Annotated in this window: 27 protein-coding genes; 13 read left to right on the top strand and 14 right to left on the bottom strand. The window is 70.4% G+C overall.

Translation table 11 applies throughout. The features are described from left to right. The 8 genes from VFE05_20705 to VFE05_20670 form a co-directional block, all read right to left on the bottom strand. Positions 1 to 1,091: HAMP domain-containing protein (locus VFE05_20705; GenBank protein HET6232509.1), on the bottom strand; the 1,091-nt coding region annotated here is incomplete at its 3' end. A 367-nt stretch (positions 1,092 to 1,458) separates the two neighbouring features. After that, complete coding sequence (locus VFE05_20700; GenBank protein ID HET6232508.1) at positions 1,459 to 2,103, bottom strand: hypothetical protein; 645 nt, start codon at positions 2,101 to 2,103, stop codon at positions 1,459 to 1,461. Next, a complete protein-coding gene (locus tag VFE05_20695) occupies positions 2,084 to 3,247 on the bottom strand; it encodes a hypothetical protein (protein HET6232507.1) in 1,164 nt (387 codons plus the stop codon). Before VFE05_20695 ends, VFE05_20700 begins: the two co-directional genes overlap by 20 nt. A 15-nt stretch (positions 3,248 to 3,262) precedes the next feature. Continuing rightward, entirely contained in the window at positions 3,263 to 3,904 is a 642-nt protein-coding gene (locus VFE05_20690) for a hypothetical protein (GenBank protein ID HET6232506.1), read from the bottom strand. A 230-nt stretch (positions 3,905 to 4,134) separates the two neighbouring features. Then, positions 4,135 to 4,836 carry a GNAT family N-acetyltransferase gene (locus tag VFE05_20685; protein HET6232505.1) on the bottom strand — a complete coding sequence of 234 codons (702 nt, stop codon included), beginning with the start codon at positions 4,834 to 4,836 and terminating at the stop codon, positions 4,135 to 4,137. Further along, entirely contained in the window at positions 4,833 to 5,288 is a 456-nt protein-coding gene (locus VFE05_20680) for a hypothetical protein (protein ID HET6232504.1), read from the bottom strand. Before VFE05_20680 ends, VFE05_20685 begins: the two co-directional genes overlap by 4 nt. Continuing rightward, positions 5,288 to 6,544, bottom strand: coding sequence for a competence/damage-inducible protein A (locus VFE05_20675; protein HET6232503.1), 1,257 nt, complete (start codon positions 6,542 to 6,544; stop codon positions 5,288 to 5,290). The genes VFE05_20680 and VFE05_20675 overlap by 1 nt, the downstream gene beginning before the upstream one ends. Positions 6,545 to 6,659: 115 nt before the next feature. Further along, the gene (locus tag VFE05_20670) at positions 6,660 to 7,508 is read right to left on the bottom strand and encodes an SDR family oxidoreductase (protein HET6232502.1); all 849 of its coding nucleotides are present in this window, start codon (positions 7,506 to 7,508) and stop codon (positions 6,660 to 6,662) included. A 290-nt stretch (positions 7,509 to 7,798) separates the two neighbouring features. Here VFE05_20670 and VFE05_20665 point away from each other — a divergent pair, with 290 nt between their 5' ends. The 9 genes from VFE05_20665 to VFE05_20625 all read left to right on the top strand — a co-directional run bounded on the left by VFE05_20665 (position 7,799) and on the right by VFE05_20625 (position 16,295). After that, positions 7,799 to 9,601 (top strand): DHA2 family efflux MFS transporter permease subunit, encoded by a 1,803-nt coding sequence (locus tag VFE05_20665; GenBank protein HET6232501.1) that lies wholly within the window; start codon positions 7,799 to 7,801, stop codon positions 9,599 to 9,601. A gap of 456 nt (positions 9,602 to 10,057) precedes the next feature. After that, positions 10,058 to 11,488 (top strand): DUF4105 domain-containing protein, encoded by a 1,431-nt coding sequence (locus VFE05_20660; GenBank protein ID HET6232500.1) that lies wholly within the window; start codon positions 10,058 to 10,060, stop codon positions 11,486 to 11,488. Between the two features lie 350 nt (positions 11,489 to 11,838). Then, a complete protein-coding gene (locus tag VFE05_20655) occupies positions 11,839 to 12,183 on the top strand; it encodes an ArsC/Spx/MgsR family protein (GenBank protein ID HET6232499.1) in 345 nt (114 codons plus the stop codon). 34 nt (positions 12,184 to 12,217) lie between these two features. Beyond that, positions 12,218 to 12,778, top strand: coding sequence for an RsmD family RNA methyltransferase (locus VFE05_20650; GenBank protein ID HET6232498.1), 561 nt, complete (start codon positions 12,218 to 12,220; stop codon positions 12,776 to 12,778). Continuing rightward, positions 12,771 to 13,283, top strand: coding sequence for a GNAT family N-acetyltransferase (locus VFE05_20645; protein HET6232497.1), 513 nt, complete (start codon positions 12,771 to 12,773; stop codon positions 13,281 to 13,283). The genes VFE05_20650 and VFE05_20645 overlap by 8 nt, the downstream gene beginning before the upstream one ends. 15 nt (positions 13,284 to 13,298) lie before the next feature. Continuing rightward, positions 13,299 to 13,526, top strand: coding sequence for a type II toxin-antitoxin system HicB family antitoxin (locus tag VFE05_20640; protein ID HET6232496.1), 228 nt, complete (start codon positions 13,299 to 13,301; stop codon positions 13,524 to 13,526). Positions 13,527 to 13,729: 203 nt separating this feature from the next. Beyond that, a complete protein-coding gene (locus VFE05_20635) occupies positions 13,730 to 14,128 on the top strand; it encodes a hypothetical protein (protein ID HET6232495.1) in 399 nt (132 codons plus the stop codon). A gap of 202 nt (positions 14,129 to 14,330) precedes the next feature. Beyond that, positions 14,331 to 15,398, top strand: coding sequence for a cell division protein ZapE (gene zapE / locus VFE05_20630; GenBank protein HET6232494.1), 1,068 nt, complete (start codon positions 14,331 to 14,333; stop codon positions 15,396 to 15,398). A gap of 171 nt (positions 15,399 to 15,569) precedes the next feature. Then, on the top strand, positions 15,570 to 16,295 hold the full coding sequence (locus tag VFE05_20625; GenBank protein HET6232493.1) for an Abi-alpha family protein: 726 nt from the start codon (positions 15,570 to 15,572) through the stop codon (positions 16,293 to 16,295). A 207-nt stretch (positions 16,296 to 16,502) separates the two neighbouring features. On the opposite strand, the gene VFE05_20620 is transcribed toward VFE05_20625, so the two are convergent. From VFE05_20620 to VFE05_20600, 5 genes are all read right to left on the bottom strand, one after another. Then, entirely contained in the window at positions 16,503 to 17,018 is a 516-nt protein-coding gene (locus VFE05_20620) for a ferritin-like domain-containing protein (GenBank protein HET6232492.1), read from the bottom strand. A gap of 36 nt (positions 17,019 to 17,054) precedes the next feature. Further along, positions 17,055 to 17,318: a GlsB/YeaQ/YmgE family stress response membrane protein gene (locus VFE05_20615; protein HET6232491.1), complete on the bottom strand. Its 264-nt coding sequence runs from the start codon at positions 17,316 to 17,318 to the stop codon at positions 17,055 to 17,057. Positions 17,319 to 17,530: 212 nt separating this feature from the next. Next, positions 17,531 to 18,025, bottom strand: coding sequence for an alternative ribosome rescue aminoacyl-tRNA hydrolase ArfB (gene arfB, locus VFE05_20610; GenBank protein HET6232490.1), 495 nt, complete (start codon positions 18,023 to 18,025; stop codon positions 17,531 to 17,533). A gap of 332 nt (positions 18,026 to 18,357) precedes the next feature. After that, positions 18,358 to 18,837: an FKBP-type peptidyl-prolyl cis-trans isomerase gene (locus VFE05_20605; protein HET6232489.1), complete on the bottom strand. Its 480-nt coding sequence runs from the start codon at positions 18,835 to 18,837 to the stop codon at positions 18,358 to 18,360. A gap of 37 nt (positions 18,838 to 18,874) precedes the next feature. Further along, positions 18,875 to 19,327, bottom strand: coding sequence for an FKBP-type peptidyl-prolyl cis-trans isomerase (locus tag VFE05_20600; protein HET6232488.1), 453 nt, complete (start codon positions 19,325 to 19,327; stop codon positions 18,875 to 18,877). A gap of 169 nt (positions 19,328 to 19,496) precedes the next feature. On the opposite strand from VFE05_20600, the gene mpl reads away from it, so the two are divergent. From mpl to VFE05_20580, 4 genes are all read left to right on the top strand, one after another. Continuing rightward, a complete protein-coding gene (mpl, locus tag VFE05_20595; GenBank protein ID HET6232487.1) occupies positions 19,497 to 20,942 on the top strand; it encodes a UDP-N-acetylmuramate:L-alanyl-gamma-D-glutamyl-meso-diaminopimelate ligase in 1,446 nt (481 codons plus the stop codon). A gap of 10 nt (positions 20,943 to 20,952) precedes the next feature. Continuing rightward, positions 20,953 to 22,020 carry an NAD-dependent epimerase/dehydratase family protein gene (locus tag VFE05_20590; protein ID HET6232486.1) on the top strand — a complete coding sequence of 356 codons (1,068 nt, stop codon included), beginning with the start codon at positions 20,953 to 20,955 and terminating at the stop codon, positions 22,018 to 22,020. Between the two features lie 150 nt (positions 22,021 to 22,170). After that, complete coding sequence (locus tag VFE05_20585; GenBank protein ID HET6232485.1) at positions 22,171 to 22,344, top strand: hypothetical protein; 174 nt, start codon at positions 22,171 to 22,173, stop codon at positions 22,342 to 22,344. A 340-nt stretch (positions 22,345 to 22,684) separates the two neighbouring features. Further along, positions 22,685 to 23,047, top strand: a complete 363-nt coding sequence (locus VFE05_20580; protein ID HET6232484.1) for a hypothetical protein — start codon at positions 22,685 to 22,687, stop codon at positions 23,045 to 23,047. An 89-nt stretch (positions 23,048 to 23,136) separates the two neighbouring features. Here VFE05_20580 and VFE05_20575 read toward each other — a convergent pair whose 3' ends face one another. Continuing rightward, entirely contained in the window at positions 23,137 to 24,375 is a 1,239-nt protein-coding gene (locus tag VFE05_20575) for a hypothetical protein (protein ID HET6232483.1), read from the bottom strand. Positions 24,376 to 24,423: the final 48 nt, after the last annotated feature.

Below are 24,423 nucleotides of genomic sequence, written 5' to 3'. Positions count from 1 at the left end.
GAGGCGGACAGCTCTTCGGCAGACGCGGCCAGCTCGGCGGCGCCGGACGAGATGGCCTCGGTGGCGTTGCGGATCTCGCCGATCACGCTGGTCAGGCGCTCGATCATACCGTGGAAGGCGTTGCCGAAGCGGTCGCCGCGGCCGCGCGGCGCCACCTGCCGCGTGAGGTCGCCCGCGGCCAGGTCGTCGGCCACGGCCGCCATATCCCGCAGGTACGCCGTCATGTTGTGGAAGGCGTGCCCGAAGGTGTCGCGCTCCGACCTGGGCTCCACCGGCACGGACGGGTCGCCTTCGGCGATGCGGTCGGCGGCGGCGGCCATGCCCTGGAGGTACTGCACCATGCCGCGCATGCTCACCATCAGCCGGCCCATCTCGTCGTCGCTGGTCACCTCCACGTGCGTGTCCATCTCGCCGGCCGCCAGGCGCTCGGCCACGTCCACCGCCTCGTCCACCTGCCGTGTGAGCGAGCGCACCACGCCGCGCGAGAGGGTCACCAGCAGCCAGCCCACGCCGAGGGCGACGAGCAGCACGAGCGCCAGGGCGAGCGCCTGCAGCACGTACGCGGTGCGGAAGGCCGAGGAGATGGCGGACACGCGCTCGGTGCGCATGACCTCCAGCCGCGCGCGCAGCTCGTCGCGGCGGCGCGTCATCTCCTTGAGGTCCGCGATCATGCGCGGGTCGGCCTGGCCCTCGATGAAGCGCTGCGTGGTGCCGCGGGCCAGCAGGTAGTACGTCTCGAACCCGCCCTTCAGCGAGTCGACGGCGGCCGCGTCGCTCACGCCCGCGGCCCGGAGCGAGTCGCCGGCCAGCAGGAAGCGGGTGCGCAGCGTGTCGGTGTCGGTCAGCTTCTGCGGGTCGCGGAGCGCCACGGCGTCCTGCAGGTCGCGCTGCACGCGCTCCAGCGTCTCCTCCATGTCGCGGCTGCGCTGTAGCGCGGGCACGTGACCGGTCCCGATCTGCCCCAGCTTCCAGCCGTTCAGCGCGCCCGCCAGCAGCGACAGCGCGAACACCACTGCCAGGCCGGTGAGGGCCAGGCGCGGCAGCATCTCGATCTTCTGGCGGAACGAGCGGTTCTCTACGTACGCCAGCATCTCTCCTTGGCCGCCCCGGCGGAGCGGAGCGGCGAGGGAACGCCAGGTGGATTCGGCCATGGGCTCGCGTCCCGGGCGAAGCCCGGTGTGAGTGGAGCGGGTGGGGAGGTGTGGATGCTACCAAACAAGCCGGGCTGCGGCCGATCGGCAACCCCCGTCCGGTAACGGCCCTTCCACGGGTCCGCGGCAGCCGTGCAACCTCGACGTTCCGGCTCCGCGGGATACCGAACGCGCCACATCCGGCGAGACGGCGCACGGCGAAGCGCCTCCCGCGCGGGTGCGAGGGAGGCGCTTCGCCGGCCTGGAACGGCCACGGGCGGCGCGGAATGCATCGGCCTGCCGCATTCGGCAGATGCGGAGCGACGGGCTACAGCCGCCTGCGCTCCAGTGCGTCGAAGACGAGGTGGAAAAGCTCGTCGGGCCGGTCGGTGATGCCGGAGATGCCCGCGGGTACGCCGAGCGCGGGAACGAGGTTCAGCACGTACACGATGACGGGCGTGCCCGGGCGCCTCGCCTCGACCGCGGCGGCGAGGGCGAGCCCCGCCGTTGCGTCTCCCGGCCGCGTCATGTCGGTGACGACCAGGTCGTACTCGTTCAGGGCAACGCAGGCAACCGCGGACTTCGTCGTCGCGACGGCGTGCACGGCCGCGCCCAGGGCCCGGAGCGCCTCGATCTCGCGGCGGTTGGCGGCGAGGTCGTCGTCCACGTACAGCACGTACGCTCCGCGGAGCGCATCGCCCGCGACGGCGGCGCGGCGGAGCACCGAGGCCGCCATGCGCGCGGAGACCTGCGGCGAGAGGCCCGACCGCGCGGAGAGCGCGCCCGCCAGCTCGCTGCTCGCCAGCTCCAGCTCCAGCCCCGCGACCTTGAGCGTCTTCACCCGCGGCAGCGCGTCCACGATCCGCGTCCACAGGTTCATCAGCACCGCCACCGCCAGTGCCCACCACAGCAGGGCGGGGATCAGCTTGAGGGCCTCCGCCGCCGCCGACGCGTCAGCTGAAGACGAGGTCATCGGCTCCCCCCACGGTCTCGCCGCCCTCGTCGCTCTCGTACGTGCCCAGGGCGTCCGCGAGCAGCGTGCGGCTGGCGTCGGCCAGCGGCAGACCGGCGAGCCACTCGCGCGTCCACGCGCCTGCCGGGTCCGCCAGGCGCAGCACGGCGACGACGTCCGGCTCCGCGGGGTGGAAGGGCATCGACGCGTTCCGCCAGTGCTCGCCGCGGCGGCTGGCGGTGCGGACGGCACCGTCGTACGCGGCCACGAACGGGAACGTCGCACCGCGCGTCATCCGCCCTCCGCCGTCCCCTTCCTCGTCCAGCGCGGCGGCGAGGTCCAGGTACGCGCCCACCGGCATCGGCAGCAGGCCGAGCGCGCGCGAGCGGTGGCCTTCCAGCTCCACGCGCAACGCATCGTCCTCCTCCCGCCCGGCGGCCGACGCCGCGAGAAGCACGTACGCGAGCTGCGGAAGAAGGCTGGGCGGCGTGTCCGCGTAGCTCTCCCGGCGCGGCTCCCGATCTTCGAGCGCCCCCCAGTCGAGGCCGCCACCGTCCGGCGGCTCGGGGAAGCGGGGCGCGTCGGCCCGGCTCTCGCCCGCCGCGCGCGTGGCGGCGGCGTGGAGCTCCATCCAGCCGCGGGCGTCCAGCGGCAGCTCGCGCGCGAACCGGGCGGTCGTGCAGGCCCGCATCATCAGCGCGTAGGGCAGCCCCGCGTCGGCGTACGCGTCCACCGCGTGCGCGAAGAGCGCGGCCGCGCGGTCGTCGCGCAGCAGCAGCGCGTGCGCGGCCGCGCGGCGCAGGTGCGTGGCCTTCGCCAGCCGCTGCACCAGGGTGGGCGGCTCATCGGCCTCGGGCGGCAGCCCTTCGGCCACGGGCAGGGCGCTGCGGCGGGCGGACGACTGCGCGACACGGAGGGAGAACTCCATCGCCGCCGCGATCGTCTCGCGGTCGAAGCCCCCTCCGGAGCCTTCGCCAGACGAGCCGCCCGTGCGCCTGCCGCCTCCGCTGCCGGCCCCGCCGCCGGCGCCGCCCGCGTAGCCGGCCCGGCCCGCGTCGTCCGCGTCCGAGCGGTAGCCGCGCTCCATCTCCGCTTCGAAGAGGGAGAACGAGCGGTCGCCACGGCCTTCCGCCTCGCCCTCCGCACCGCCATGCATGAGCGACATCGCGTCACCTCCGCGCTATTGGAGCACTTCGCGAACGTTGTGGTAGCTCTCGGGCGTCACGTACAGCGGGTTGTCCACCCGCAGCGAGGGCGCCCACGGCCGGCCCGCCGCCGCCGCGGCGCGGATGCTCCGCATCTCCCACCACTCCGCGTGGCTGATCTGCGCGGGCGGGATGAAGACCTTCGCCGCGACCTCGCCCTCCGTCTGGAAGATCGACCAGGCGGTGTGCACGTTCAGCTCGCGAAGCTCTTCCGCGAACGCGCCGTGCCCCACCGCCTGCTTGCCCAGCGTCCAAAGGTCGCAGTAGAAGAGCCACCCGTCGGCTCGCCCGAAGTCCGTGGCGAACCCCAGCGCCTCTATCCACGCGGGGTGCAGCACGTTGCGCTGCGCCACCACGTCGCGCTCCACCGTGCCTGCCGTGGTGGAGATGTACGGCGTGTGCAGCTTGAACGCCTCGCCACCCACGGCGGGGTCGGCGTGGCCGTAGTGGTTCTGGTGCCAGTCCAGGTTGCGCGGCGTGAGAACGGCGGGGATGTCGCGCAGCGGCACCGAGCCGAGCTTCCTCACCCAGTTCGAAAGGATGCCTTCGGCCAGCACCTGGTCGACGTCCGGGCGCTCGAGGCCCGTGATGCCCTTGATGACCTTCTGGATGATCATGGGCCCTCCTCCGGAGACGGGAGAAGTCCGGCGGGGCGGGAGATGAGAAAGCTTACGGGCGTCGGCGAACCGCGCCGCATCCAAGCTATGCCGGCTCCGCGACGGAGTCCAACGTTTTCGCGCTCCGGAGCGCATACCGAACCGCATCGCAAACACCTGTATCTTCTGGAGATGCGGCGCTTCGGGATACGTCCGGAAGGGGGAGATGGCGCGGCTGCTGTCCCCGGCGGCTACTCGTCGTCCGGATCGAAGAAGCGATGGAGCTGGCATGGCGCCTCGCCGCCCATCTCCACCTCATCCATCAGGGGACGGGCGATCCTCGGCTTCTCAACCTCGGACGAGGCTTCGGGAGATGCGGGAGATGCGGGAGATGCGGGAGATGCGGGAGATGCGGGAGATGCGGGAGATGCGGGAGATGCCTGTGCAGAATCGGCCGAGGGCGCTGCATCCAGAGATGCGGGGACGGCGCTGGGATCGGCGGCGGTGTAGCGCTCCAGGTACATCTCCGGCCGCGCGGGCGGCGCGAAGCCGAGGCGCTGGTAGAAGCCGTGGGCGTCCCACGTGGCGAGCATCCACTTGCGGACGGGCGCCAGGTCCGGGTGCGCGAGGATGCATTCCATCATCCACCGCCCCGCGCCGTTCCCGCGCTCGCCCTCCAGCACGAACACGTCGCACAGGTACGCGAACTTCACGTAGTCGGTGAGCACCCGCGCGAACCCGACCTGCCGGGCGCCGCGGTACAGCCCGAACGGGTGCGAGTGCTCGGCCGACTTCCGCACGTCCTCCATCGAGATGCCCGGCGACCAGTACGACGCGGCCAGGAAGCCGTGGATCACGCCGAAGTCCAGCCGCGCGCGGTCGTCGCTGACCGTGTGCTCCCCGCGCGTCCACTCGCGCGCCGCCGCCGATCCGCCCTCCGCTGCGCCGTTCACCGCGTTCTCCCGCAGCCGGGGCAGTGGGGGAAGCCGGCGGGGACGCGGGCGCCGCAGTGCTGACATTCCACGGACGCAGCAAGGGTGCTCGCGGGCTGCTCCTCGCGCGGCGGCACCTGGGCGGAGGGCTGCACCTTCGGCACCGGCTCGGACTTTCTGCGGACGCTGAAATCGAAGCTCACGCGGCTGAGGGCGGGGTGCTGAACGCGTTTGCGCACCAGCCAGTACCCCGCGGCGGAAATGGCCAGGCCGGCGAGGAAGAGCGGCAAGCTGCCGCCGGCGTGGCCGTACGCGAGGATGCCCGCCAGCATCCACAACCCGAGCAGCGCCCGGCCCGCGTACGGGTGCAGCCAGGTGAGCAGCGCGACCGCGGGACACGCCACGAGCGAGAGGATGAACAGCCCCAGCATCGCGTTGCCCTGCGGCGGCGGGGTGGCGAGAGCGAGCAGCATCACGCCTCCTCGCGCAGCAGGTGCCGTCGCACGCGGTCGAGCGCGATTTGCGCCGTCATGCCCTTCACCCACTCCCGGCCGCGCTCGCCGAGCTGGTAGCGCCGTGACCACGCGCCGCCCTCCCACGCCAGGCCCACGCACACGGTGCCGACGGGCTTCTCGTCCGTCCCGCCGCCCGGCCCGGCGATGCCCGTCGTCGACAGTCCGAGGTCCGCCCCTGCGGCGCGGCGCACGCCTTCCGCCATCTCCTCCGCGACCTGCGTGCTCACCGCGCCGTGCGCAGCCAGCGTGTCCGGCGAGACGCCGAGCATCGACTGCTTCGCCTCGTTGGAGTAGGTGGCGACGCCGAGCAGGAAGTACGCGGAGCTGCCGGGCACGTCGGTGATGCGGTGGCCGATCAGCCCGCCCGTGCACGACTCCGCGACGGCCAACGTCTGCGCGGCTTCGCGCAGCAGGCGGCCCACCGTCTCCTCCATCCCCTCGTCGCCGATGGCGTAGACGTGGGCGCCGAGGCGTTCACGGACGCGCGCCTCCAGCTCGTCCAGGCGCGCGTCCAGGTCCTCTCCCGGCGCGCCGGTGACGGTGAGACGTGCCTGGATGCGCGGGAAGGCGGCGCGGAAGGCGAGCCGCGCCTCGTCCGGGCGCACGACGTCCACCAGGAGCTCATCCAGCTTGCTCTCGGAGAGGCCGAAGGTGCTGAAGGTGCGCGACTTGTAGCGCCGGTCCGGCTGGAGCGACGCGGCCCACGGCACCAGCGTCTCGCGAACCATGCCGCGCATCTCCCGCGGCACGCCGGGGAAGCTGGCGATCCACCGTGTGCGCCCGCCCCGCTCCACGGGGAGGATGAAGCCGGGCGCGGTGCCGTCGGGATTCGGGATGATGGTCGATCCCGCCGGGAAGAGCGCCTGCTTGCGGTTGTTGGGCGGCATCTCCATCCCCCGCCCGCGGAAGCGCTCCTCGATGAGCCGCAGCGACGCCTCGTCCAGCCGCATCTCTACGCCGGCGAGGCGCGCGACGCAGGCGGTGGTGAGGTCGTCCGCCGTAGGGCCCAGGCCGCCGGTGGAAACGACCACGGCCGCGTCCTCCAGCGCACGCTCGAACGCGCGGACGATGTCGCCCTCGTCGTCCAGGGCCGAGAAGCCGCCCACGGTTTCGACGCCCACCGCGCGCAGCTCGCCGGAGATGAAGCCGCTGTTCGTGTCGGTCGTCATCCCGCCCACGATCTCGTCGCCGATGGCGACCATCGCGGCCTTCATCGCGCGACCCCGTACGGGAGATGCGCACCCGCCCCGCATCTCCCGGAACGGCTCGTCTCGGGAGATGAAAAGCGGGCGGCGGAATCCAGCGGCCGAAGCTTTTCCGCGGATACGCTCACTTCTTGGGCTTCATGGCGGAGAGGGCGCCCTTGAGGTGGGCGCGGGGGATGCGGGTGAGGCCGTTGAACTCGCCGCCGGACGCGATCCACTCGCCGCCGTCGATGGTGACGCACTCGCCGTTGATGAACGGCGCCGCGTCTGACGTGAGGAAGACGGCCAGATTCGCCAGCTCGTCGTGCTCGCCGAAGCGGCCCATGGGGATGCGCGCCTTCGCCTCGGCCTCGATCTCCTTGGTGGGCATCAAGGCGCTCCACGCGCCCTCCGTCGGGAACGGCCCGGGGGCGATGGCGTTGCTGCGGATGCCGTACGTGGCCCACTCCACGGCGAGCGAGCGCGTCATCGCCAGCACCCCCGCCTTTGCGGCGGCCGATGGGACGACGAACGCCGAGCCCGTCCACGCGTACGTGGTGACGATGTTGAGGATGCTGCCGCCCTTTCCCCGCTCGATCATCCCGCGGCCCACGGCGAGGGTGACGTTGAACGTGCCGTAGAGCACCGTCTGCACCACCGCGTTGAAGCCGCCCGGCGACAGGTCCTCGGTGGCGGAGAGGAAGTTGCCCGCGGCGTTGTTCACCAGCACGTCCACGCCGCCGAAGCGCGCGTTCACCGCCGCCGTCATCGCCTCCACGTGGGCGAAGTCGCGCACGTCGCACGGGTGCGTGAGCACGCGCTGGCCCGACGCGTCGATCTCCGCCGCGGCGCGCTCCAGGCGCCCGGCGTCGCGGCCGGTGATGGCGACGTTGGCGCCCAGCGCGGCGAACTTCTTCGCCATGCTGAGCCCCAGGCCCGAGCCGCCGCCCGTCACCAGGACCGTCTTGCCCTCCAGCAGGTCGTCCCGAAACATCGTCCCTCCATCCAAAGCGGTATCGCGGCTCGCTGCCACGCACGAAGAGCGCGGCCCGCCGGGAGATTACGCCCCCGCATCCCGCGGCGAAAGGTGCCGCGCGCGTGCCGCCGCCACGCATCCCCCGCCCCGCCCCGCATCTCCCGAACACCGCCACGGCAGATGCTCCGCGCGCATCGCATCCACCGCGGACACACGCGGCGCTAGACAAGGCCTCTGCGACCCGCTACCGTCCGCCGCTCGCAGCGCGCCGCATCTACCGAACGCCCGTGAAAGACCGAGCCGAACCGATGGCCCAACCCGCCGTGCCGAACGCCCCGCACCCCTCCGCGCCCCGCGAGCGGCTGGCGTACAAGTGGAAGGTGCTGATCTCGGTGGTGTTCGGGATCTTCATGGTGATCCTGGACACCACGGTGGTGAACGTGGCCTTCCAGACGCTGCGCCGCGAGTACGGCGCGTCGCTGGCAAGCGCGCAGTGGATCATCAGCGTGTACGTGCTGGCGCTGGGCATCGCCACGCCACTGGCCGGCTTCCTGGCGGACCGGTTCGGGATGAAGCGCACGTACATCACCGGGCTCTCCGTCTTCGTGCTGGGCTCCACGCTGTGCGGCTTCGCGCCCACGCTGGGGGTGCTGGTGCTGGCGCGGGCGCTCCAGGGCCTGGGCGGCGGCATCGCGCTGCCGCTGGGCACGGCCACGCTGCTGCGCACCTTTCCGCCGCAGGAGCAGGGCAAGGCGCTGGGCTTGTTCGGCATCGCGATGGTGGTGGCGCCCGCGCTGGGGCCTATCCTGGGCGGGCTGCTGGTGGATGCTGGGCACTGGCGCTGGATCTTCTTCATCAACATCCCCATCGGCCTGCTGGGCGTGTACCTCAACTCGCGCTTCCTGCGCGACGCGGGCGAGCGCAGGCGCGTGCCGCTGGACGTGCCGGGGCTGGTGCTGGAGGTGGTCGGCTTCGGCAGCATCCTGTACGCGGCCTCCATCGCCGAGTCGCAGGGGTGGACGGCGCCGCGCACGGTGCTCTTCTTCGCGCTGGGCGTGGCCGGCCTGGTGGCGTTCGCGCTGGTGGAGCTGTTCGTGGCGAAGGAGCCGCTGCTGGACTTCCGCCTCTTCGGCAAGCGCACCTTCCTGGTCGCCAGCCTGGTGGGGTACGCCAGCGTGCTGGGGCTGTTCGGGGCGGAGTTCCTGCTGCCCGTGTACCTCCAGGCGCTGCGCGGCAAGACGGCGCTCCAGACGGGCTTCATCCTCCTCCCGCTCGCCGCCGCCGCGGGGGTCGCGACGCCCACGGCGGGCCGCATCTACGACAAGGTGGGCCCGCGCCCGCTGCTGGCCGCCGGCTTCGCGCTGCTGATGGTGAACACATGGCAGCTCTCGCGGCTCACCGCCACGACGCCCATCTCGTGGATCCTGTTCCTGCTCGTCCTCCGCGGCCTGGCGCTGGGGATGACGGTGCAGACCACGCTGGTGACGGCGCTCGCCGTGGTGGACGGGCCGCAGCTGCCGCGCGGCTCGTCGCTCATCAACTCGCTCCGGCAGGTCGTCCAGTCGCTCGGCGTGGCGATGCTGGCCACGGTCCTCGCGAGCACGCAGTCGCCCCAGGTCCGCGCCTACCAGCAGCGCGCCCAGGAAGCCGCTCCGACGACGGACGCGAAGCCGTTCGCCCTCTGCGCCGCGCCTCCGGTCACGCCCTCCATCGCCCCCGGCGCCGCCCCTGTCGAAGCTGCGCCAGTCTCGGAAGCCGGGCCGGTGCATGGCACGCCGCCGATGCACGGCAGTCCGTCGGCGGTTCGCAGTCGGGAGATGCACATCGCTCCGCCCAGCGCGATCAGTCGCGAGATGCGCGGCAGTCCGTCCGCCGCCAGCGTTCGGGAGATGCACGGCGAGGCGGGCCCCGCGATGCCGCCGCAGGCTGCCGCGATGATGCGCGAGGCCTGCACGCAGACGGTGCACGGCTTCGAGCGCGCGTACCTGCTGACTCTTTACATGGCAACGCTCGCGTTGCTGCTGGGGCTGCTGCTCCCCGGCTGGCCCGGCCCGTGGGGCGGCCGGACGAGCCGGGCGCACCCGGCGCCGGCTGCGGTGGGGGCGGATTGATGGGGAGGGAGAGCGTGTCGGAGATCGGGCGGCCGCGGCATCGCCCTAGCGGGTAACCCGCGAGGCTACGAATGCACGCAGGTCAACTGCGTGGCCTGCTCCCGCGGTGATCTCGCAGTATTCCCCGATCCGATCTCGCTCTTCCCTCCCGCAGCGCGCAGCGCGAGTCGCCAGCGCGTCGGCAGCGGGGAGTCGCCCTGACCCATACCCAGCCCGGAAATTCACCAATGGCGTGCCTTCCCCCGCTTGCGGGGGAGGGCAGGCGAGTTTTACGAGCCGGGTGAGGGCTCCTTCGATAGCGCCCCGCCCCCCCATCCGCTAAGTTCCGTCGCATCCGAAGCATGCGCGTTGTGCACGCATTCCCGCGCGCAGCTTCCTCCGAATTCGATCCGACATCGCATCCATATACCTGCCGATGCGCTACGACCTTCCGCGCCTGTCCGCCACGGAGCCGCGGTGAAGCGCCTTTTGACCGTGCTCGCCCTGGCCGCATCCGCCATGGCGTCGCCCGTGCGCGCCGCCGTCCGCCCCGCATCTCCCGAAGCCGTCGTGCCGCCGGTGCGCCCGTCCACGCAGCAGCCGACCGCAACGGAGCCGGGCATCGTCGCGTCACCCCAGTTCCCGGGCGTGCCGCGGACGCCCGTCGCGGCGCCCAACGGCGACTCGGTGCGCGTGTACGTGATGACGTTCGGGCCGGGCGACGACGTGTGGGAGAAGTTCGGCCACAACGCCATCTGGGTGCACGACCCCGTGGCGGGGACCGACCAGGCGTACAATTACGGCATGTTCGACTTCCGCCAGGAGAACTTCGTCCTCCGCTTCGTGCAGGGGCGGATGCTGTACTGGATGGCGGGCTTCGACGCGGGCTTCACGCTGGACCACTACCGGCAGCAGAACCGCGACGTGTGGGTGCAGGAGCTGAACCTGACGCCCGCGCAGCGCGCCGAGCTGCGCGACTTCCTGGTGTGGAACCAGCGCGACGAGAACCGCTTCTACCGATACGACTACTACCGCGACAACTGCTCCACGCGCGTCCGCGACGCCATGGACCGCGTGCTGCACGGCGCGCTGCGGGCGCGCTGGGGCAACGTGCCGACCGCGACCACGTACCGCTCGCACACCGAGCGCCTCACGGCCGACGACGTGCCCACGTACACGGGGCTGATGATCGGCCTCGCCCAGCCCGCGGACCGCCGCATCACCGCGTGGGAGGAGATGTTCCTGCCCATGCGCCTGCGCGACTACCTGCGCACGGCGGGCACGCACGATGCCGCCGGCCGCGTGGTGCCGCTGGTGCGCACCGAGCGGCAGATGGTGCAGGCCGTCGGCCGCCCGGCCGAGCGAACGGCGCCGCCGCAGCGGATCGCGTGGTACCTGCTCGCCGGCGTCACCATCGGCGGGGTGATCGTGCTGCTGGGGATGCGCGCGCGGCGCAGCGGTGCGGCGCGCTTCGGCTTCGCGGCGCTGGCCTCGCTGTGGCTGATCCTCATCGGCTTCGGCGGGCTGATCCTGCTGGGACTCTGGACGCTGACCGACCACGCGATCGCGTACCGGAACGAGAACCTGTTCCAGTTCGATCCCGTGGCGCTGCCGCTGATCCTGCTGGTGCCGTGCATGGCGTACGGCGCACGCTGGGCCGCGAGGCCGGCGGCGCGGATCGCGGTGATCGCCGCCGCGCTTTCGGTGCTCGGGTTCGCGCTCCAGGCGTTGCCGTGGTTCTACCAGGTCAACGGCGTCGTCATCGCCCTCGCGCTGCCGGTGCACGTGGCGCTGGCCTACACCGCCCTCCGTCTCCGCGACGAAGTGCTCGCGCAGCCGCGCCCGTTCGCGAGCGCGCCTGCGGACACGTCCAAGCGCCCGGCCCAACGCCGCGCCCGCAACGCATAGACGCGCACCAGCGCCGCAGCCTATGCGCATCTGCGTTCGCCCCGTGCCCCGGCAGCGGTCTCGCGTACGATGTCCCGCGATGCTGCCGCGGCGGTCCGACACGCGGGTCGGCCCCTACCGGGTCGAGGCGGTGTCGCGATCCTGCGGGAATGGATGGCAGGTCGATGGGAGGCGCCGACCCATTCCTGTAGGGTGCGCACCTGTGTGTGGCCCGAGGTTCCGCGGCGATGGTGCATCGGGACCGGCGTCGGTGCTGCCGCGGCGGGTCCAACGCGCAGGTCCGGCCCGTGCCGGTGGCGCTCGTCCACGGCGGGGCATCAGACGATTTCGATTGGGACGGAAGACGAGAGATGGAAGTACAGATCTTCGGCACCAAGAGCTGCAACGAGACGAAGAAGGCGCTGCGGTTCTTCAAGGAGCGCCGCATCAAGACGCACTTCATAGACCTGAAGGAGCGCGCCGCGTCTGCCGGCGAGCTGCGGCGGTTCGCGCAGAAGTTCGGCGCGGCGGCGCTGCTGGACCGCGAGGGCAAGCGCTTCCGCGACCGCGGGCTGCACGTGGCGCACCTCGCCGAGCCGCGCATCCTCCCGCTGCTGGAGGAAGACCCGCTGCTGCTGGTGACGCCGCTGGTGCGCGGCGGGAACAACCTCACCCTGGGATGGAACGAGGCGCAGTGGAAGGAATGGACGCAGTGAAGATGTGGGCCACACACCTGGACGGAGCGGGACGATGAGGATCGTGGGAGGGAAGTGGGCCGGCCGCCACCTGACGTCGCCGCCGGACCGGCGCGTGCGCCCCACCGCCGAGTGGGTGCGCGACGCGTGGCTGGGGCTGCTGGAGGGCGACCTGAAGGGCGCGCGCGTGCTCGACCTCTTCGCCGGCACCGGCGCGCTGGGGCTGGAGGCGATGTCGCGCGGCGCCAAGACCTGCGACTTCGTGGAGACGCGACCGTCGTCGCTGCACGCGCTGCGGGCGAACGTCGCGGCGCTGCACGCCCGCGAGAAGACGCGCATCTTCAAGAAAGACGCGCTGCCCTTCGCCACCGCGCTGGAGGCCGGCCGCTACGACGTGGCCTTCGCCGACCCGCCGTACGACTCGCGCCAGCTGGACCGCCTGCTCGACATCTGGAACGAGCGGCCCTTCGCCGTGCTGCTCGGCGTGGAGCATTCGGCCGAGCACGTGCTGCCGTACGGCGGCCACCGCCACGTCTTCGAAGACACCGCGGTCACGCTCTTCCGCGCATCTCCCGACAAGCTCCCCGCCCCCGCCGAAACCCCGGCCGATGCCTGAGCCCGTCATCCGCCCCGCCGCCGAAGCGGACGCCGAGACGTTCCTGGCGCTCGTGGACGCGCTGGCCGACTACGAGAAGCTGGACCGCCCCTCGCCCGAGGCGCGCGCCCGCCTGATGCGCGACGGCTTCGGGCCGGAGCCGCGCCGCTTCCGCGCCTTCCTGGCCGAGGTGGACGGGCGCGCCGTGGCCTACGCCATCACCTTCGAGACGTACTCGTCATTCCTGGCGCTGCCCACGCTGTACCTGGAAGACCTGTTCGTGCTGCCGGACGCGCGGCGCCTGGGCATCGGCTCCGCATTCTTCCGCTTCCTCGCGGGCGAGGCGGTGCGCCGCGGCTGCGGGCGGATGGAGTGGGTAGTGCTGGACTGGAACCAGCTCGCCATCGACTTCTACGACAAGCTGGGCGCCCGCCGCATGACCGAGTGGTACACCTACCGCCTCACCGGGGACCAGCTCCGCGAGATGTCGGAGGGTGATCGGACGGCTGAGGCGAGTCCTTCCTGAAGGGGAGATGGAGGTATGATGGAATACAGAGGCTACTCGGCCCGCGTGGAGTTCGATCCGGATGCGCAAATCCTGCACGGCGAACTCGCCGGCATCGCCGACGTCATCACGTTTCAGGCGGAATCCGCCGCGGCTCTTGAGCGCGAATTCGAGCTCGCGGTAGATGACTACCTGGAGTTCTGTGCGGAGCGAGGACGCGATTCGCAGAAGCCGGACGCCGCACAAGCTCCCGATCGCGACTGACGCCGCGGGGCTCACGTAATCGGTTGTGCCGCCTGCTGATACGGTCGTCTCGCGGGTGAGTACAGCCGAGAGGTCCGCGAGTCGGCGCGACAGAGTTTGGCACGCGTTTTGACTTGTCTCACCGTGCGACCAGCAGGTTGCAAAGACTACGCGACGAGGCGTCCTTCGGGACGCCTCTTTGTTTTCCAACCAAGGAGGCCGGAATGAACGCGCTGCGCACACTCACCCATCTGGTGGCCGGGATCTCGCTCGCGGCCTGCGCCAGCACCGGCCAGCAGCAGGGCATCAAAGGCCTCACGGCAGAGGAGGAGCCGCGGGCGACGGTGGAGGTGGAGAACCACAACTGGTCGGACGTGGACGTGTTCGCGGTGGAGGGCGGCATCCGCTACCGGCTGGGCACCGTGGTGAGCATGAGCACCGTGCGCCTGCGCCTGCCGCGCGGCGTGGGCCGCCCCGGCCGCGACGTGCGCCTGGTGGCCGACCCCATCGGCTCGCCCGAGGTGTTCACCTCGCAGTCGCTCCAGGTGAGCCCCGGCCAGATGCTCTCCATGACGCTCCAGAACCACCTCGCGATCTCCAGCGTGGCGGTGTTCAATCGGTAGCGAGACGACGGGACAAGGCGCGACGAGAGAAGCAGCAGCACCGAGAGAAGAAACGATCAGCGACGAAGTGAGGAGGTGAGGCGGCCCGGAAGGCACACCGGGCCGCCTTTCGTCTGTCTCCGCTTCCTCCACCATCGCCCGCGCGGTAGCTTACCGGCGCTCCGCAACCCGTCCGCCGTCCCAGCCCGAGGTCCATCTCCGCGTGCCGTCGCTCCAGCCCCTGCTCGCCTCGCTGCCCGCGCGCCCAGACGCACGCGAGCTGGTGGCCGGCTTCGTTCCCCCGCCGCGCTTCGCCGCCAAGAGCTTCGGCCAGTACCGCCCGGACCCCCGCCATCCCTCGCAGGCCGCCGCCGTGGCGCGCCTGGAGCGCCTCGCCGCGGAGATGCACGCCGAGGCGCGCGGAGGGCTAGGCCGCCGGCTGATGCAGGCGTTCTCGGGCCCGCGGCGGGGGAGCGGGACCTACCTGGACGGCGGCTTCGGCGTGGGGAAGACGCACCTGCTGGCCTCGCTGTGGAACGCTACGCCCGGCCCCAAGGCGTACCTCAGCTTCGACGAGCTGGTGTACGCCATCGGCCTGCTTGGGGTGGAGGAGATGCGCGGCGCCTTCCGCGGCATGCGTCTGGTGGCGGTGGACGAGTGGGAGCTGGACGACCCCGGCAACCTCAAGCTGGCGCTCGCCTTCCTGCGCGGCGCGCTGGAAGACGGCGTGCGCATGGCTACCACCTCCAACACCATCCCCGACGAGCTGGGCCGCGGCCGCTTCGACCAGAAGAGCTTCACCGCCGAGATCGAGGAGCTGTCCGCCGCCTTCGAGACGCTGGGCATCGAGGGCGAGGACTTCCGCCACCGGCGCTTCGAGGCCGACCCCGGCCGCGCCTACTTCGTGGACGACGCCGCCCTCGCCGCGCTCCGGGCCGCCGCGGGCGAGCGGACGCTGTACGCCGGCTTCCGCGAGATGGTGGCGGGCCTCGGCGACGTGCACCCCACGCGCTTCGCCGCCCTCGTGGAGCGCATCGACATGCTGCTGGTGGAGGGCATTGAGCCGCTCGCCAACGTGTACGATGCCCTGCGCTGGGTGCACTTCGTCGACAAGCTGTACGACGGCGCAGTTCCCCTCGCCGCGACCTCGTCCACCACGCTCGGCGCCCTCTTCCCCCGCGATTATCTAGTGGGCCCATACGGCAAGAAGTTCTCGCGCTGCCTCTCTCGCATGGAAGAGCTCCTCCGCGAACGGACGGCATCCCGCGACGACACCGGTACGACGAGATGAAACGATGCGCTGTCCTGTTGTCTATGCTGTTCTGATTCACATGAAATCACTCGACAGCGCGCTCTCGGGATTGCGATCTGAGATATTGAGAAGGTTGTACCGACCCGGATTCCGGCCTATTGTTAGTTGCGGAAGGGATCACAATCATCCATCACCCTACCATAACTTTCAATGGATGAGCTAATTACGGCCGTCAGCAAAGTGGCCGGCCCTAACATCGTCGAAAAAGTATATGATGATGTCCTTGCACCCTCCTTGCGCCAAGTAGGTGCACTGTCTGAAGACATTGTAAAAGCTCTTCGTTTATTCACAGCGCCGATACAACTAGTTGCAACTTACCAAGATCGATTGCGCGTGTTCTTGGAAACAACTATGGCAAAAGTACCGGAAGAGCGGCAACAGGCAGCACCGAGTTTTATCGCTGGCCCAATACTTGAGAAAATAAAATACCTGGACAGCAACCAACACCTTTGGGATCTGTTCAGTAACTTGTTGGCCCGAGCTATTGATCGTCAGAGAGTCGGCGAAGCACATCCAGCTTTCGTCCATATCATCAGTGAACTCTCTCCTGATGAAGCCCTTATTGTGAATTACCTCGCCGAGTCCGCGCTTACAGTGAGCAGATTCGCGAGCAAACGCCACAGGCGGCAATATGGCGGATTTTACGAGCACAGAATAGTGGGACTTGAGCAACGCCTGCCGCTAACGCATCCCGACTTCCTCGGGGCATATCTAGAGCACTTGCTTTCCCTTGGCTTACTCGGCTGGCGCTCACGCATACCGAGTCGATCACGAGTTGTACCCACCGAACTCGATATCAGCACTACAAAATCCATTTATTTGACCAAACTAGGGGTCCTCTTCGTTCGAGCTTGCTGTAAGCCCCCCAAGGCGTAGGATGAGTCGCTAGCCCATAGCCCAGGCGGAATCGGTATCCGCAGCGACCGCGCCGGGCGACTTCGGGGTCAGGCTTTGACTCACCGTCGGTGCAGCGCATGGTTCGGATGCCTACAATGTTCGCCCAATGACGGGACAGCACGCGACGAGCCCCCGCGGACGGTGAGGTCCGCGGGGGCTCGTCGCATCCGTCGCGCGCCGGGAAGCTTACTGCTGCTGCTCCGCCTCGACGGTCTTGATGAGGGCGCGCACCGACTTCACCGCGTTCTTCTCGATGAACTTGGCCATCGCTTCCTCTTCCAGCAGGCTCTCCTGGAGCAGGGCCACGCAGTCCCGGTAGCCCATGGCCGTCGCGATGGCGATGGCCGTGCGGTACGCCGCGATCTCGTAGTGCTCCACGCGCAGGCCCGAGCCCAGGTCGAAGGCCTCGAGGATCGGCTTGGACGGCTTCTCCTCGGTCTTGAACGAGTCGTGCTCCTCGATCAGCCCGATCGCGGCTTCGCACTTCTCGGCCTTGGCCTTCTCGCCGATCGACTCGAACGCCTGCTGCACGCGCTCGATCTGGCTCTCCGTCTCCTGGACGTGCTCTTCCAGGCGGGCCTTCATCGTCGGGTCCTGCACCTCCTTCGCCATCTTCTTGGTGCCGCGCAGGAACTGGCGCTCGGCATAGAGGATGTCGCCCAGCTCGTGCTTCAGGAGGTCCTTCATCTCGGTCGTAGGCATTTCCCTGCTCCGTTTTGGTTCTGGTGCTTGGTTCCGTCAGGCCGTGCGGCGGCGGCCCACGATCATGCGGTAGATGAAGAGCAGGATCAGCGCCCCGATGATGGAGCCGATAAGCCCCGCCGTGTTGTCGCCATCGTTGGTGCCGTGCCCCAGCATGTTCGCCAGGAAGCCGCCCACGAACGAGCCCGCGATGCCCAGCAGCATGGTGACGACGATGCCGCCCGGGTCCTTGCCGGGCATGATCGCCTTGGCGATGGCGCCCGCGATCAGGCCGATGATGAGCCACCAGAGGAAATGCATGGTAACCTCGCGTTGCTTGGTGAACGAAGGCGCCCCGTGCCGGCCGCCGCAGGCGGGGGCTTAGCAAGACGGGTGCCCGCCGGACGGCCAGGCGCACGGCCGCCCGCACGGCGCCATCCGCGTCACCGTGCCGCACGGCGAAAGGAAGAGGCGGCGCATCCGCCCGCCGGACCCGCCGCCTCTCTCCTTCCCCGCCCGGACCCCCTCCGGCGCTACTCGTCGCCCGAGATGCGGCCGCGGGTCCGCTTCTTCTCGGACTGCATCTTCTTGGAGCGCAGCCGCTCCTCGCGCGAGGCGCGGGTGGGGCGGGTCTTGCGGCGCGGCTTGGGCACGTGCAGCGCCTGCCGCACCAGCTCGGCCAGGCGCTCGGTCACCGCCTCCTTGTTCTGGTGCTGGCTGCGGTGCTCGCTCGCCGCAAGGCGAAGCACGCCCTCCGCGTCCATGCGGTTGGCCAGCTTCTGCAGCAGCAGCGCGCGCTGGGCCTCGTCCAGCGCGGCGCTGGCCGCCACGTCCCACGTCAGCTCCACGCGCGTGGACGACGTGTTCACGTGCTGCCCGCCCGGGCCGCCGGAGCGCGTGGCGCGGTAGTCCAGCTCCGCGCGGGGGATCCAGAGCGAGTCGTTGACCGCCAGCAGCGTGGGGTTGTCCGGTTCCAGGGGAGCCCGCCGTGTTTCCGTGTGGATGAAGGTGCGAATGCGCCCGCGCACTTCGCGAATCCCGCGCCAGCTCCAGCCTCCGCCCCGTCCTCCGCGGTTGATGCATCCAGGCATCGTCACCCGATCATCAGCCGGGAGATGCGGGACGGGCGACGATGCCGCACATCCGCCGCATGCGCATCTATCGATACGGCTGTGGGACGATAGAGGACAGGCGATGCGCCGCCGCCCATCCACCGATCCACCGATCCTCCGCTGATGTGCGAGATGCGCGGCGAACGAGGAACGCCGCGCATCCCCCGACGCCATCGGTCGATGCCTTCGATGGAAAGACGACGGGCCGCCCTCGCGGACGGCCCGTCGTCGTCTTGATCAGGCCCGCTCTACGGCGTGCCGTCCACCGTGAGCAGGCGCACGTCCACGATCAGGGTGGCGTTGCCGGGCACCACCACGTGGCCGGTGGCGTCCACCGCGTCCACGCCGCGGAAGGCCAGCACCGGCGGGATGATGAGCCGGCGCTGCCCGCCCGTGCGCATGCCGATGACCCCGATGTCCAGCCCCAGCACCGGGATCTGCATGCCGCCCGCGGTGAAGTTGCTGGGCGCCGCCACGGTGGCCGAGTCGAACCGGACCCCGCTGGGCGCGAATGCGTCGTACGCGATGGAGACCTTGCTGCACGCGGGCGCCACCTTGCCCGTGCCCGGCGCGAGCTCGATGTAGCGCAGGCCGCTGGTGGTGAGCACCGTGTCGCCCGCCATCGACGCCACCTCGGGCGCCTTGGTGCGGCAGATGGGGGGCGTGTAGTCGAGACTGCACGCGCCCAGCGGCGCCAGCATCAGGACGGTGAGGATGAGCTTCTTCATGGTCGGGTCGTCTGGTGAAAGTTGCGTTGCGGGCCGATCAGCTGCCGATGGCGCGCAGCTCCACGTCGAAGATCAGCGTGGAGTTCGGCGGGATGGGGCCGTTGCCCGCGGAGCCGTAGCCCAGCGCCGGCGGGATGATCAGGCGGCGCCGCCCGCCCACGCGCATGCCGGGGATGCCCTGGTCCCACCCGGCGATGACCTGCGCCGCGCCCACGCGGAAGGTGAGCGGGCTGCCGTTGAGCGACGTGTCGAAGAAGGTGCCGTTCAGCAGCCACCCGGTGTAGTGCACCTGGGCCAGCTGGCCGGTCTGCACCACCGCGCCGGCGCCCACTTGCGCGTCGATGTACTTGAGGCCGTTGGCCAGGAACACGGTGTCGCCCACCAGCACCGGCGGCGGTCCCGGGTCGGTGACGCCGCCGGAATCGGTGGTGCATGCGGCCGCGGCAGCCAGGGACAGGGCCAGCACGGCCAGGGAGATCGCTCTTCTCAACGTGGTGACGCTCCTGCGAGGGTTCGGTTGGACGTGTGGCGCTTCGCCACGATAGAATATACGCGGCGCCGGCCCGCCGCGAAGGGGCCGCTGCGGGGCACGCTCCTCGCAGAAGGGGGCGCCCGGAGAACGCACCGCCCCGCCCGATCGTGACACCAAGAGGAGCCCGATGCCAGCACGTACCCCGCCCGCGCCGCGCCGCTTCCACCTGATCGGCATCGCCGGCACCGCCATGGGCTCGCTCGCGGGCCTGCTGCGCGCCGCCGGCCACACCGTGACCGGCTCGGACGAGAACGTGTACCCGCCCATGTCCACCCAGCTGCAGGAGCTGGGCATCCGCTACGCCGAGGGCTTCTCGCCCGCCAACCTGCACCCGCGGCCGGACGTGGTGGTGGTGGGCAACGCCATCTCGCGCGGCAACCCGGAGCTGGAGGCGGTGCTGGACGACCGCCTCCCGTACACCTCTGCGGCGGCGGTGATCAAGGAGGAGCTGATCCGCGGCAAGCACTCGCTGGCGGTGGCGGGCACGCACGGGAAGACGACCACCACCTCCATCCTGGCGTGGGTGCTGGAGTGCGCGGGGCTGAAACCGTCGTTCCTCATCGGCGGGGTGGCCGAGAACTTCGGCACGTCGTTCCGCCTCACCGGCTCGGACTACTTCGTGATCGAGGCCGACGAGTACGACACGGCGTACTTCGACAAGGGCCCGAAGATGTGGCACTACCTGCCCGACACGGCCATCGTCAACAACATCGAGTTCGACCACGCCGACATCTACCGCGACGAGGAGGCGTACCGCTTCGCCTTCGCGCGCTTCATCAACCTCATCCCCCGCCGCGGCACGCTGGTGGCCGGCTGGGACTCGCCCATCGTGCGCGAGCTGGCGCCCAAGTCGTTCGCGCCCGTGGAGTCGTTCGGCTACGGCGAGGGCTCGGGAGATGCGGAGCATCCGCGCTGGACGGCGCGGAACGTGGAGTTCGGGCCCGAGGGCACGCGCTTCACCGTGTTCCACGACGGCGCGGAGTGGGGCAAGGTGGAGACGCCCATGGCGGGCGCCATCAACGTCCGCAACACGCTGGCCGTGATCGCCGCGGCCGAGGCGGTGGGCGCCCCGCGCGACGGCGTGCTCGAAGGCCTGCGCACCTTCCGCAGCGTGCGCCGGCGCATGGAGGTGAAGGGCGAGGAGGGCGGCGTGGTGGTGATCGACGACTTCGCGCACCACCCCACGGCCGTGCGCGAGACCATCGACGCGATGCGCCAGCGGTACGTGGGCCGGCCCATCGTGGCCATCTTCGAGCCGCGCAGCTATACGGCGCAGCGGCGCGAGTTCCAGGAGCCGTACGTGCAGGCGTTCGCGGGCGCGGACCGCATCGTCCTGGCGGGCCTCTTCCACCCCGAGCGCTACACGGCCGAGACCGCCATCCACCCGCTGGAGATGGTGGATGCGTGGCGCGCGCAGGGCAAGCCGGCCGACCACATCGCCGGCGCCGACGAGATCGTGGCGGACCTGGTGCCGCGGCTCAAGGGCAACGAGGTGGTTCTGGTGATGTCGAACGGCGGCTTCGGAGGCATCCACGGCAAGCTGCTGGACGCGCTGAAGTCGCGCGGCGCTTGAGGCGGCGCCCGTGACCCCGCCCGCGGAGGGCGAGCCCGCGCGGAAGCGCCACGCGGGCCCGCCCCGGCCCGTGCGCCCTCTGCGCCTGCTCCTGCTGGGCGGCACCGGCTTCCTGGGCCGCCACCTGGCCGAGGCGGCGCTGGCGCGCGGCCATGACGTCACGCTCTTCAACCGCGGACGCAGCGGCCCCGGCCTCTTCCCGGGCGCCACGCACGTACGCGGCGACCGCGAGAAGGACCTTGCCGGGCTGGAGGGCGGGAAGTGGGACGCGGCCATCGATACCTCCGGCTATCTGCCGGAGGTCGTCCGCCGCTCGGCGGACCTGCTGTCGGGCGCGGTGGACCTCTACGTCTTCCTCTCGTCCATCTCCGCGTACGGCGACCTGAGGCGGCCGGGCGTGGACGAGTCGGCCGCTCTCGCCACGCTCCCGCCCGGCGCGGAGCACAAGCTGACCGACGCCACGTTCGGCCCGCTCAAGGCGCTGTGCGAGGCCCAGGTGCAGGAGGCGATGCCGGGCCGCACGCTCGTCGTTCGCCCCGGCCTCATCGTGGGCCCGTACGACGCGACCGACCGCTTCGGCTACTGGGTGCGGAGGGTGGCGCAGGGCGGCACGGTGCTGGCGCCCGGCCGGCCGGAGCGCCCGGTGCAGTTCGTGGACGCCCGCGACCTGGCGGAGTGGACGCTGCGCATGGTGGAGGAGGGCCGCACCGGCGCCTTCAACGCCGTGGGCCCCAAGCGCCCGCTGGCCATGGAGTGGCTTCTGGAGACGTGCCGCGTGGAGTCCGGCAGCAGCGCGCGCTTCGTGTGGGCCAGCGAGGAGTTCCTCCTGGGCTGGGGCATCCGCCCGTGGACCGAGCTGCCGCTGTGGGTGCCCGAGGCGGCGGGCGAGCAGCAGGGTTTCCTGGCCGTGAACAGCGACAAGGCCATGGCCGCCGGACTCACGTTCCGCCCCATCATGGACACCGTTCGCGACGTCCGCCTCTGGGAAGCCGACCGCGCCCGCAGCGACGTCCTCTCCCCCGCCCTCACCGCCGACCGCGAGGAAGAGCTGCTGGAGGCGTGGGCGGTGCGGGGGTGAGGCCGGGCGGCTGAACCGAAAGCCCACGCGGCCCTTGCCACGATTGGCGCAACGGCACAAATTGCGCTCCGGTTGGTATCGAAGTCTTGCGTGGTTCTGTCGCTTCGAAGACGCGCGGCTGGTTTCCGCCGACACACCCCGGAGAATCGGATGAGCCCTTCTTTCGAGAAGCCCCCCGTGCACGTGAGCAAGTCCGGCGTCAGTTCCGTCTCCCCCGCCGACATCCTGCGCAGCGAAGCCGGCCAGCGAGAGATCGCCAAGATGGTGAACTCCAGGATGTACACCGATCAGGCCGCGAAGCCCGCTTCGGCGAAGGGGAAATAAGGCCGCACATGCCTTTCAACGTACTCCTCCTCCCGCTCCTCGGAGGGTACCTCTTCATCACCAACTGGAACCACACGCGGTTCGCCACCAAGCGATATTCGGGCGAAAGGCTGATCTTCCATTCAGCCGCGGCCGGAGTCGCTTGTTTGTTCGCCGCCCACCTTTGCGTGCAGCTGCTCGTATGGCTCGCGCCCGCGAGCTACGCCGGCTGGCACCACGCGGTCCCGTTCTCCTACAGCGGGACTTCGGCAGGGGCTTTCCTGCTGGGCGCGTTCGCTTGGATCCCCCTGAACCGGTGGACGCACCGACGCGAGACGGAAACCCGCAGGGCGATCACCGAGTGGAACGACTACCTGGAGGTGCTGCTGGAGCGGGCGATGCGCGAACCAAGCAGGTTTCGGTTTCCATCAAGAGCGGCAAGGTCTACGTAGGTTTCATCACCAGCAACTTCGACCCGGCGTACGAGCGCAAGTACATCCGCTTCCTCCCGACCTCCAGCGGCTATCGTAACTCGCCGGATCAGAAGGTCGTCTTCAACACCAACTACGCGCACGTCTACCAGAAGATCATCGAGGAGAACAACGCGTTCCTTCTCGGCGGGGTGGACGACTTCCAGATCATCGTGCCCGTCTCGGAGATCAGCTCCGCCAACCTGTTCGACCCCAGCGCGTACGAGCGATTCCAGACCAGCGCCGCGGCATAGGCCGGCATCCGGAAATCCATTCGCCACCCGCAAGAACGGGACGCACCCGTGGGATGCGTCCCGTTCCGTTTTCCGGCCCGAGGTCCGATCTACCCGCCCCGCCGCGCCGTGCGCTCCCAGTCCGGGAGGTGCTGGAGGAGGTAGTCGATGCCGAAGACATGGCGGGTGTGGTCGTCCTCGCGGCGGAAGACGACCTGCGACCAGCCGCGCATGCCCGTGGGCACGTACCGCCGCCCGTGCATCCAGAGGCGCTGGCCGGAGATGGCGCGGATGAGCACGCGCTCGTACTTCGACCGGCTGATCTCGCTCTCCGGGAACAGGTTGTCCCACGTGCACAGGCGGCCCACGTCCTCGTACTCCTCGGGCCGGTCGTCCAGGTCCAGCAGCGACGGCGCCCGTCCGCGCATCACCGAGCCGATGAGGCGGAAGCTGAACGGGTCCGAGATGCGGCGGATGGGGTGCCAGAAGTGCTTCACCGTGAGCCCCGCGATCTGCCGCAGGCTGAGCGTGCGACCGTCGCGCGTGGCCCACACCGGCGCGTCCACGTCGGTCTGGAAGGGGTTGCGCGGGAAGCAGGTGTAGCGTGCCAGCCAGCCCTTGCGCGACGTGTGCGGCATGGGCCGGAAGTCGCGCACGATGGGCAGGTCCGTGCGGTCCAGCATCTCCAGCTCGAACGACGGCCACGTCATCACCTCGCGCACGATGCCGGTGATGAGCGTGCCCGTGGCGATCATCAGCGAAGCGCTGGGCGTGAAGTCCGCAGTGATCTCGATGCGGTCGCCGCGCGGGCGCACGCCCACGCCCGTGGAGCGCCGGTTGGCCGCCAGCAGCATCACCGGGAACGGCAGCACGTACGAGAGCAGCAGCGCCAGCTTCTCCACCGTGCGGCTGCGGCCCTGCGCGTGCCGCGGCAGCTCGAACGAGATGTTGTAGTGCGTGCTGAAGCCCACCAGGTGCACGTCGCGGCCCTCGCGCCGCTCCCAGTCGTCCAGCCCCTCGCGCAACGCAAGCACCGACTCCCACAGCGACCGCCCGGCCCGCGCCGCGCACCCCCGCTCGATCTCGATCACGGGCGTGGCCACCTCGATCACGCCGGTGTCGAAGTAGACGGCGCCGCCGGTGGGGAGGTGGTACGACGTCCCCACGCGGTGCATGAGCTGGCCCTGCACGAAGGCACGCGGGTCGCCGAACACGTCCTCGGGCTTGGCGGGGGCGCCGTCCACCATCACTCCGAACTCGGCCTCCATGCCGATGGCGGCCAGCTCCAGCTTCTCGCGCGGCGTGGCCGCGCCCTTGGCGTTGCCCGCCTTCTTGGTCTCGATGCTCATTCCGTGGCTCCGGCCTGCGCGTCCCCCGTCACGTCGTCTTGCCCTTCC

The organism is Longimicrobiaceae bacterium (assembly GCA_035696245.1).
Taxonomy (GTDB): Bacteria; Gemmatimonadota; Gemmatimonadetes; order Longimicrobiales; family Longimicrobiaceae; genus DASRQW01.
Note: the sequence above shows the minus strand (reverse complement) of the source record. Positions and strands in the feature narration are given on the sequence as shown.

Excerpts from the sequence above, each read along its gene's own strand:
- VFE05_20675 (HET6232503.1), bottom strand. The coding sequence starts at position 6,544 with ATGAAGGCCGCGATGGTCGCCATCGGCGACGAGATCGTGGGCGGGATG.
- VFE05_20700 (HET6232508.1), bottom strand. The coding sequence starts at position 2,103 with ATGACCTCGTCTTCAGCTGACGCGTCGGCGGCGGCGGAGGCCCTCAAG.
- VFE05_20690 (HET6232506.1), bottom strand. The coding sequence starts at position 3,904 with ATGATCATCCAGAAGGTCATCAAGGGCATCACGGGCCTCGAGCGCCCG.
- VFE05_20670 (HET6232502.1), bottom strand. The coding sequence starts at position 7,508 with ATGTTTCGGGACGACCTGCTGGAGGGCAAGACGGTCCTGGTGACGGGC.
- VFE05_20665 (HET6232501.1), top strand. The coding sequence starts at position 7,799 with ATGGCCCAACCCGCCGTGCCGAACGCCCCGCACCCCTCCGCGCCCCGC.
- VFE05_20680 (HET6232504.1), bottom strand. The coding sequence starts at position 5,288 with ATGCTGCTCGCTCTCGCCACCCCGCCGCCGCAGGGCAACGCGATGCTG.
- VFE05_20625 (HET6232493.1), top strand. The coding sequence starts at position 15,570 with ATGGATGAGCTAATTACGGCCGTCAGCAAAGTGGCCGGCCCTAACATC.
- VFE05_20635 (HET6232495.1), top strand. The coding sequence starts at position 13,730 with ATGAACGCGCTGCGCACACTCACCCATCTGGTGGCCGGGATCTCGCTC.
- VFE05_20585 (HET6232485.1), top strand. The coding sequence starts at position 22,171 with ATGAGCCCTTCTTTCGAGAAGCCCCCCGTGCACGTGAGCAAGTCCGGC.
- VFE05_20645 (HET6232497.1), top strand. The coding sequence starts at position 12,771 with ATGCCTGAGCCCGTCATCCGCCCCGCCGCCGAAGCGGACGCCGAGACG.
- VFE05_20575 (HET6232483.1), bottom strand. The coding sequence starts at position 24,375 with ATGAGCATCGAGACCAAGAAGGCGGGCAACGCCAAGGGCGCGGCCACG.
- mpl (HET6232487.1), top strand. The coding sequence starts at position 19,497 with ATGCCAGCACGTACCCCGCCCGCGCCGCGCCGCTTCCACCTGATCGGC.
- VFE05_20695 (HET6232507.1), bottom strand. The coding sequence starts at position 3,247 with ATGTCGCTCATGCATGGCGGTGCGGAGGGCGAGGCGGAAGGCCGTGGC.
- VFE05_20640 (HET6232496.1), top strand. The coding sequence starts at position 13,299 with ATGATGGAATACAGAGGCTACTCGGCCCGCGTGGAGTTCGATCCGGAT.
- VFE05_20615 (HET6232491.1), bottom strand. The coding sequence starts at position 17,318 with ATGCATTTCCTCTGGTGGCTCATCATCGGCCTGATCGCGGGCGCCATC.
- VFE05_20655 (HET6232499.1), top strand. The coding sequence starts at position 11,839 with ATGGAAGTACAGATCTTCGGCACCAAGAGCTGCAACGAGACGAAGAAG.
- VFE05_20605 (HET6232489.1), bottom strand. The coding sequence starts at position 18,837 with ATGAAGAAGCTCATCCTCACCGTCCTGATGCTGGCGCCGCTGGGCGCG.
- VFE05_20620 (HET6232492.1), bottom strand. The coding sequence starts at position 17,018 with ATGCCTACGACCGAGATGAAGGACCTCCTGAAGCACGAGCTGGGCGAC.
- VFE05_20650 (HET6232498.1), top strand. The coding sequence starts at position 12,218 with ATGAGGATCGTGGGAGGGAAGTGGGCCGGCCGCCACCTGACGTCGCCG.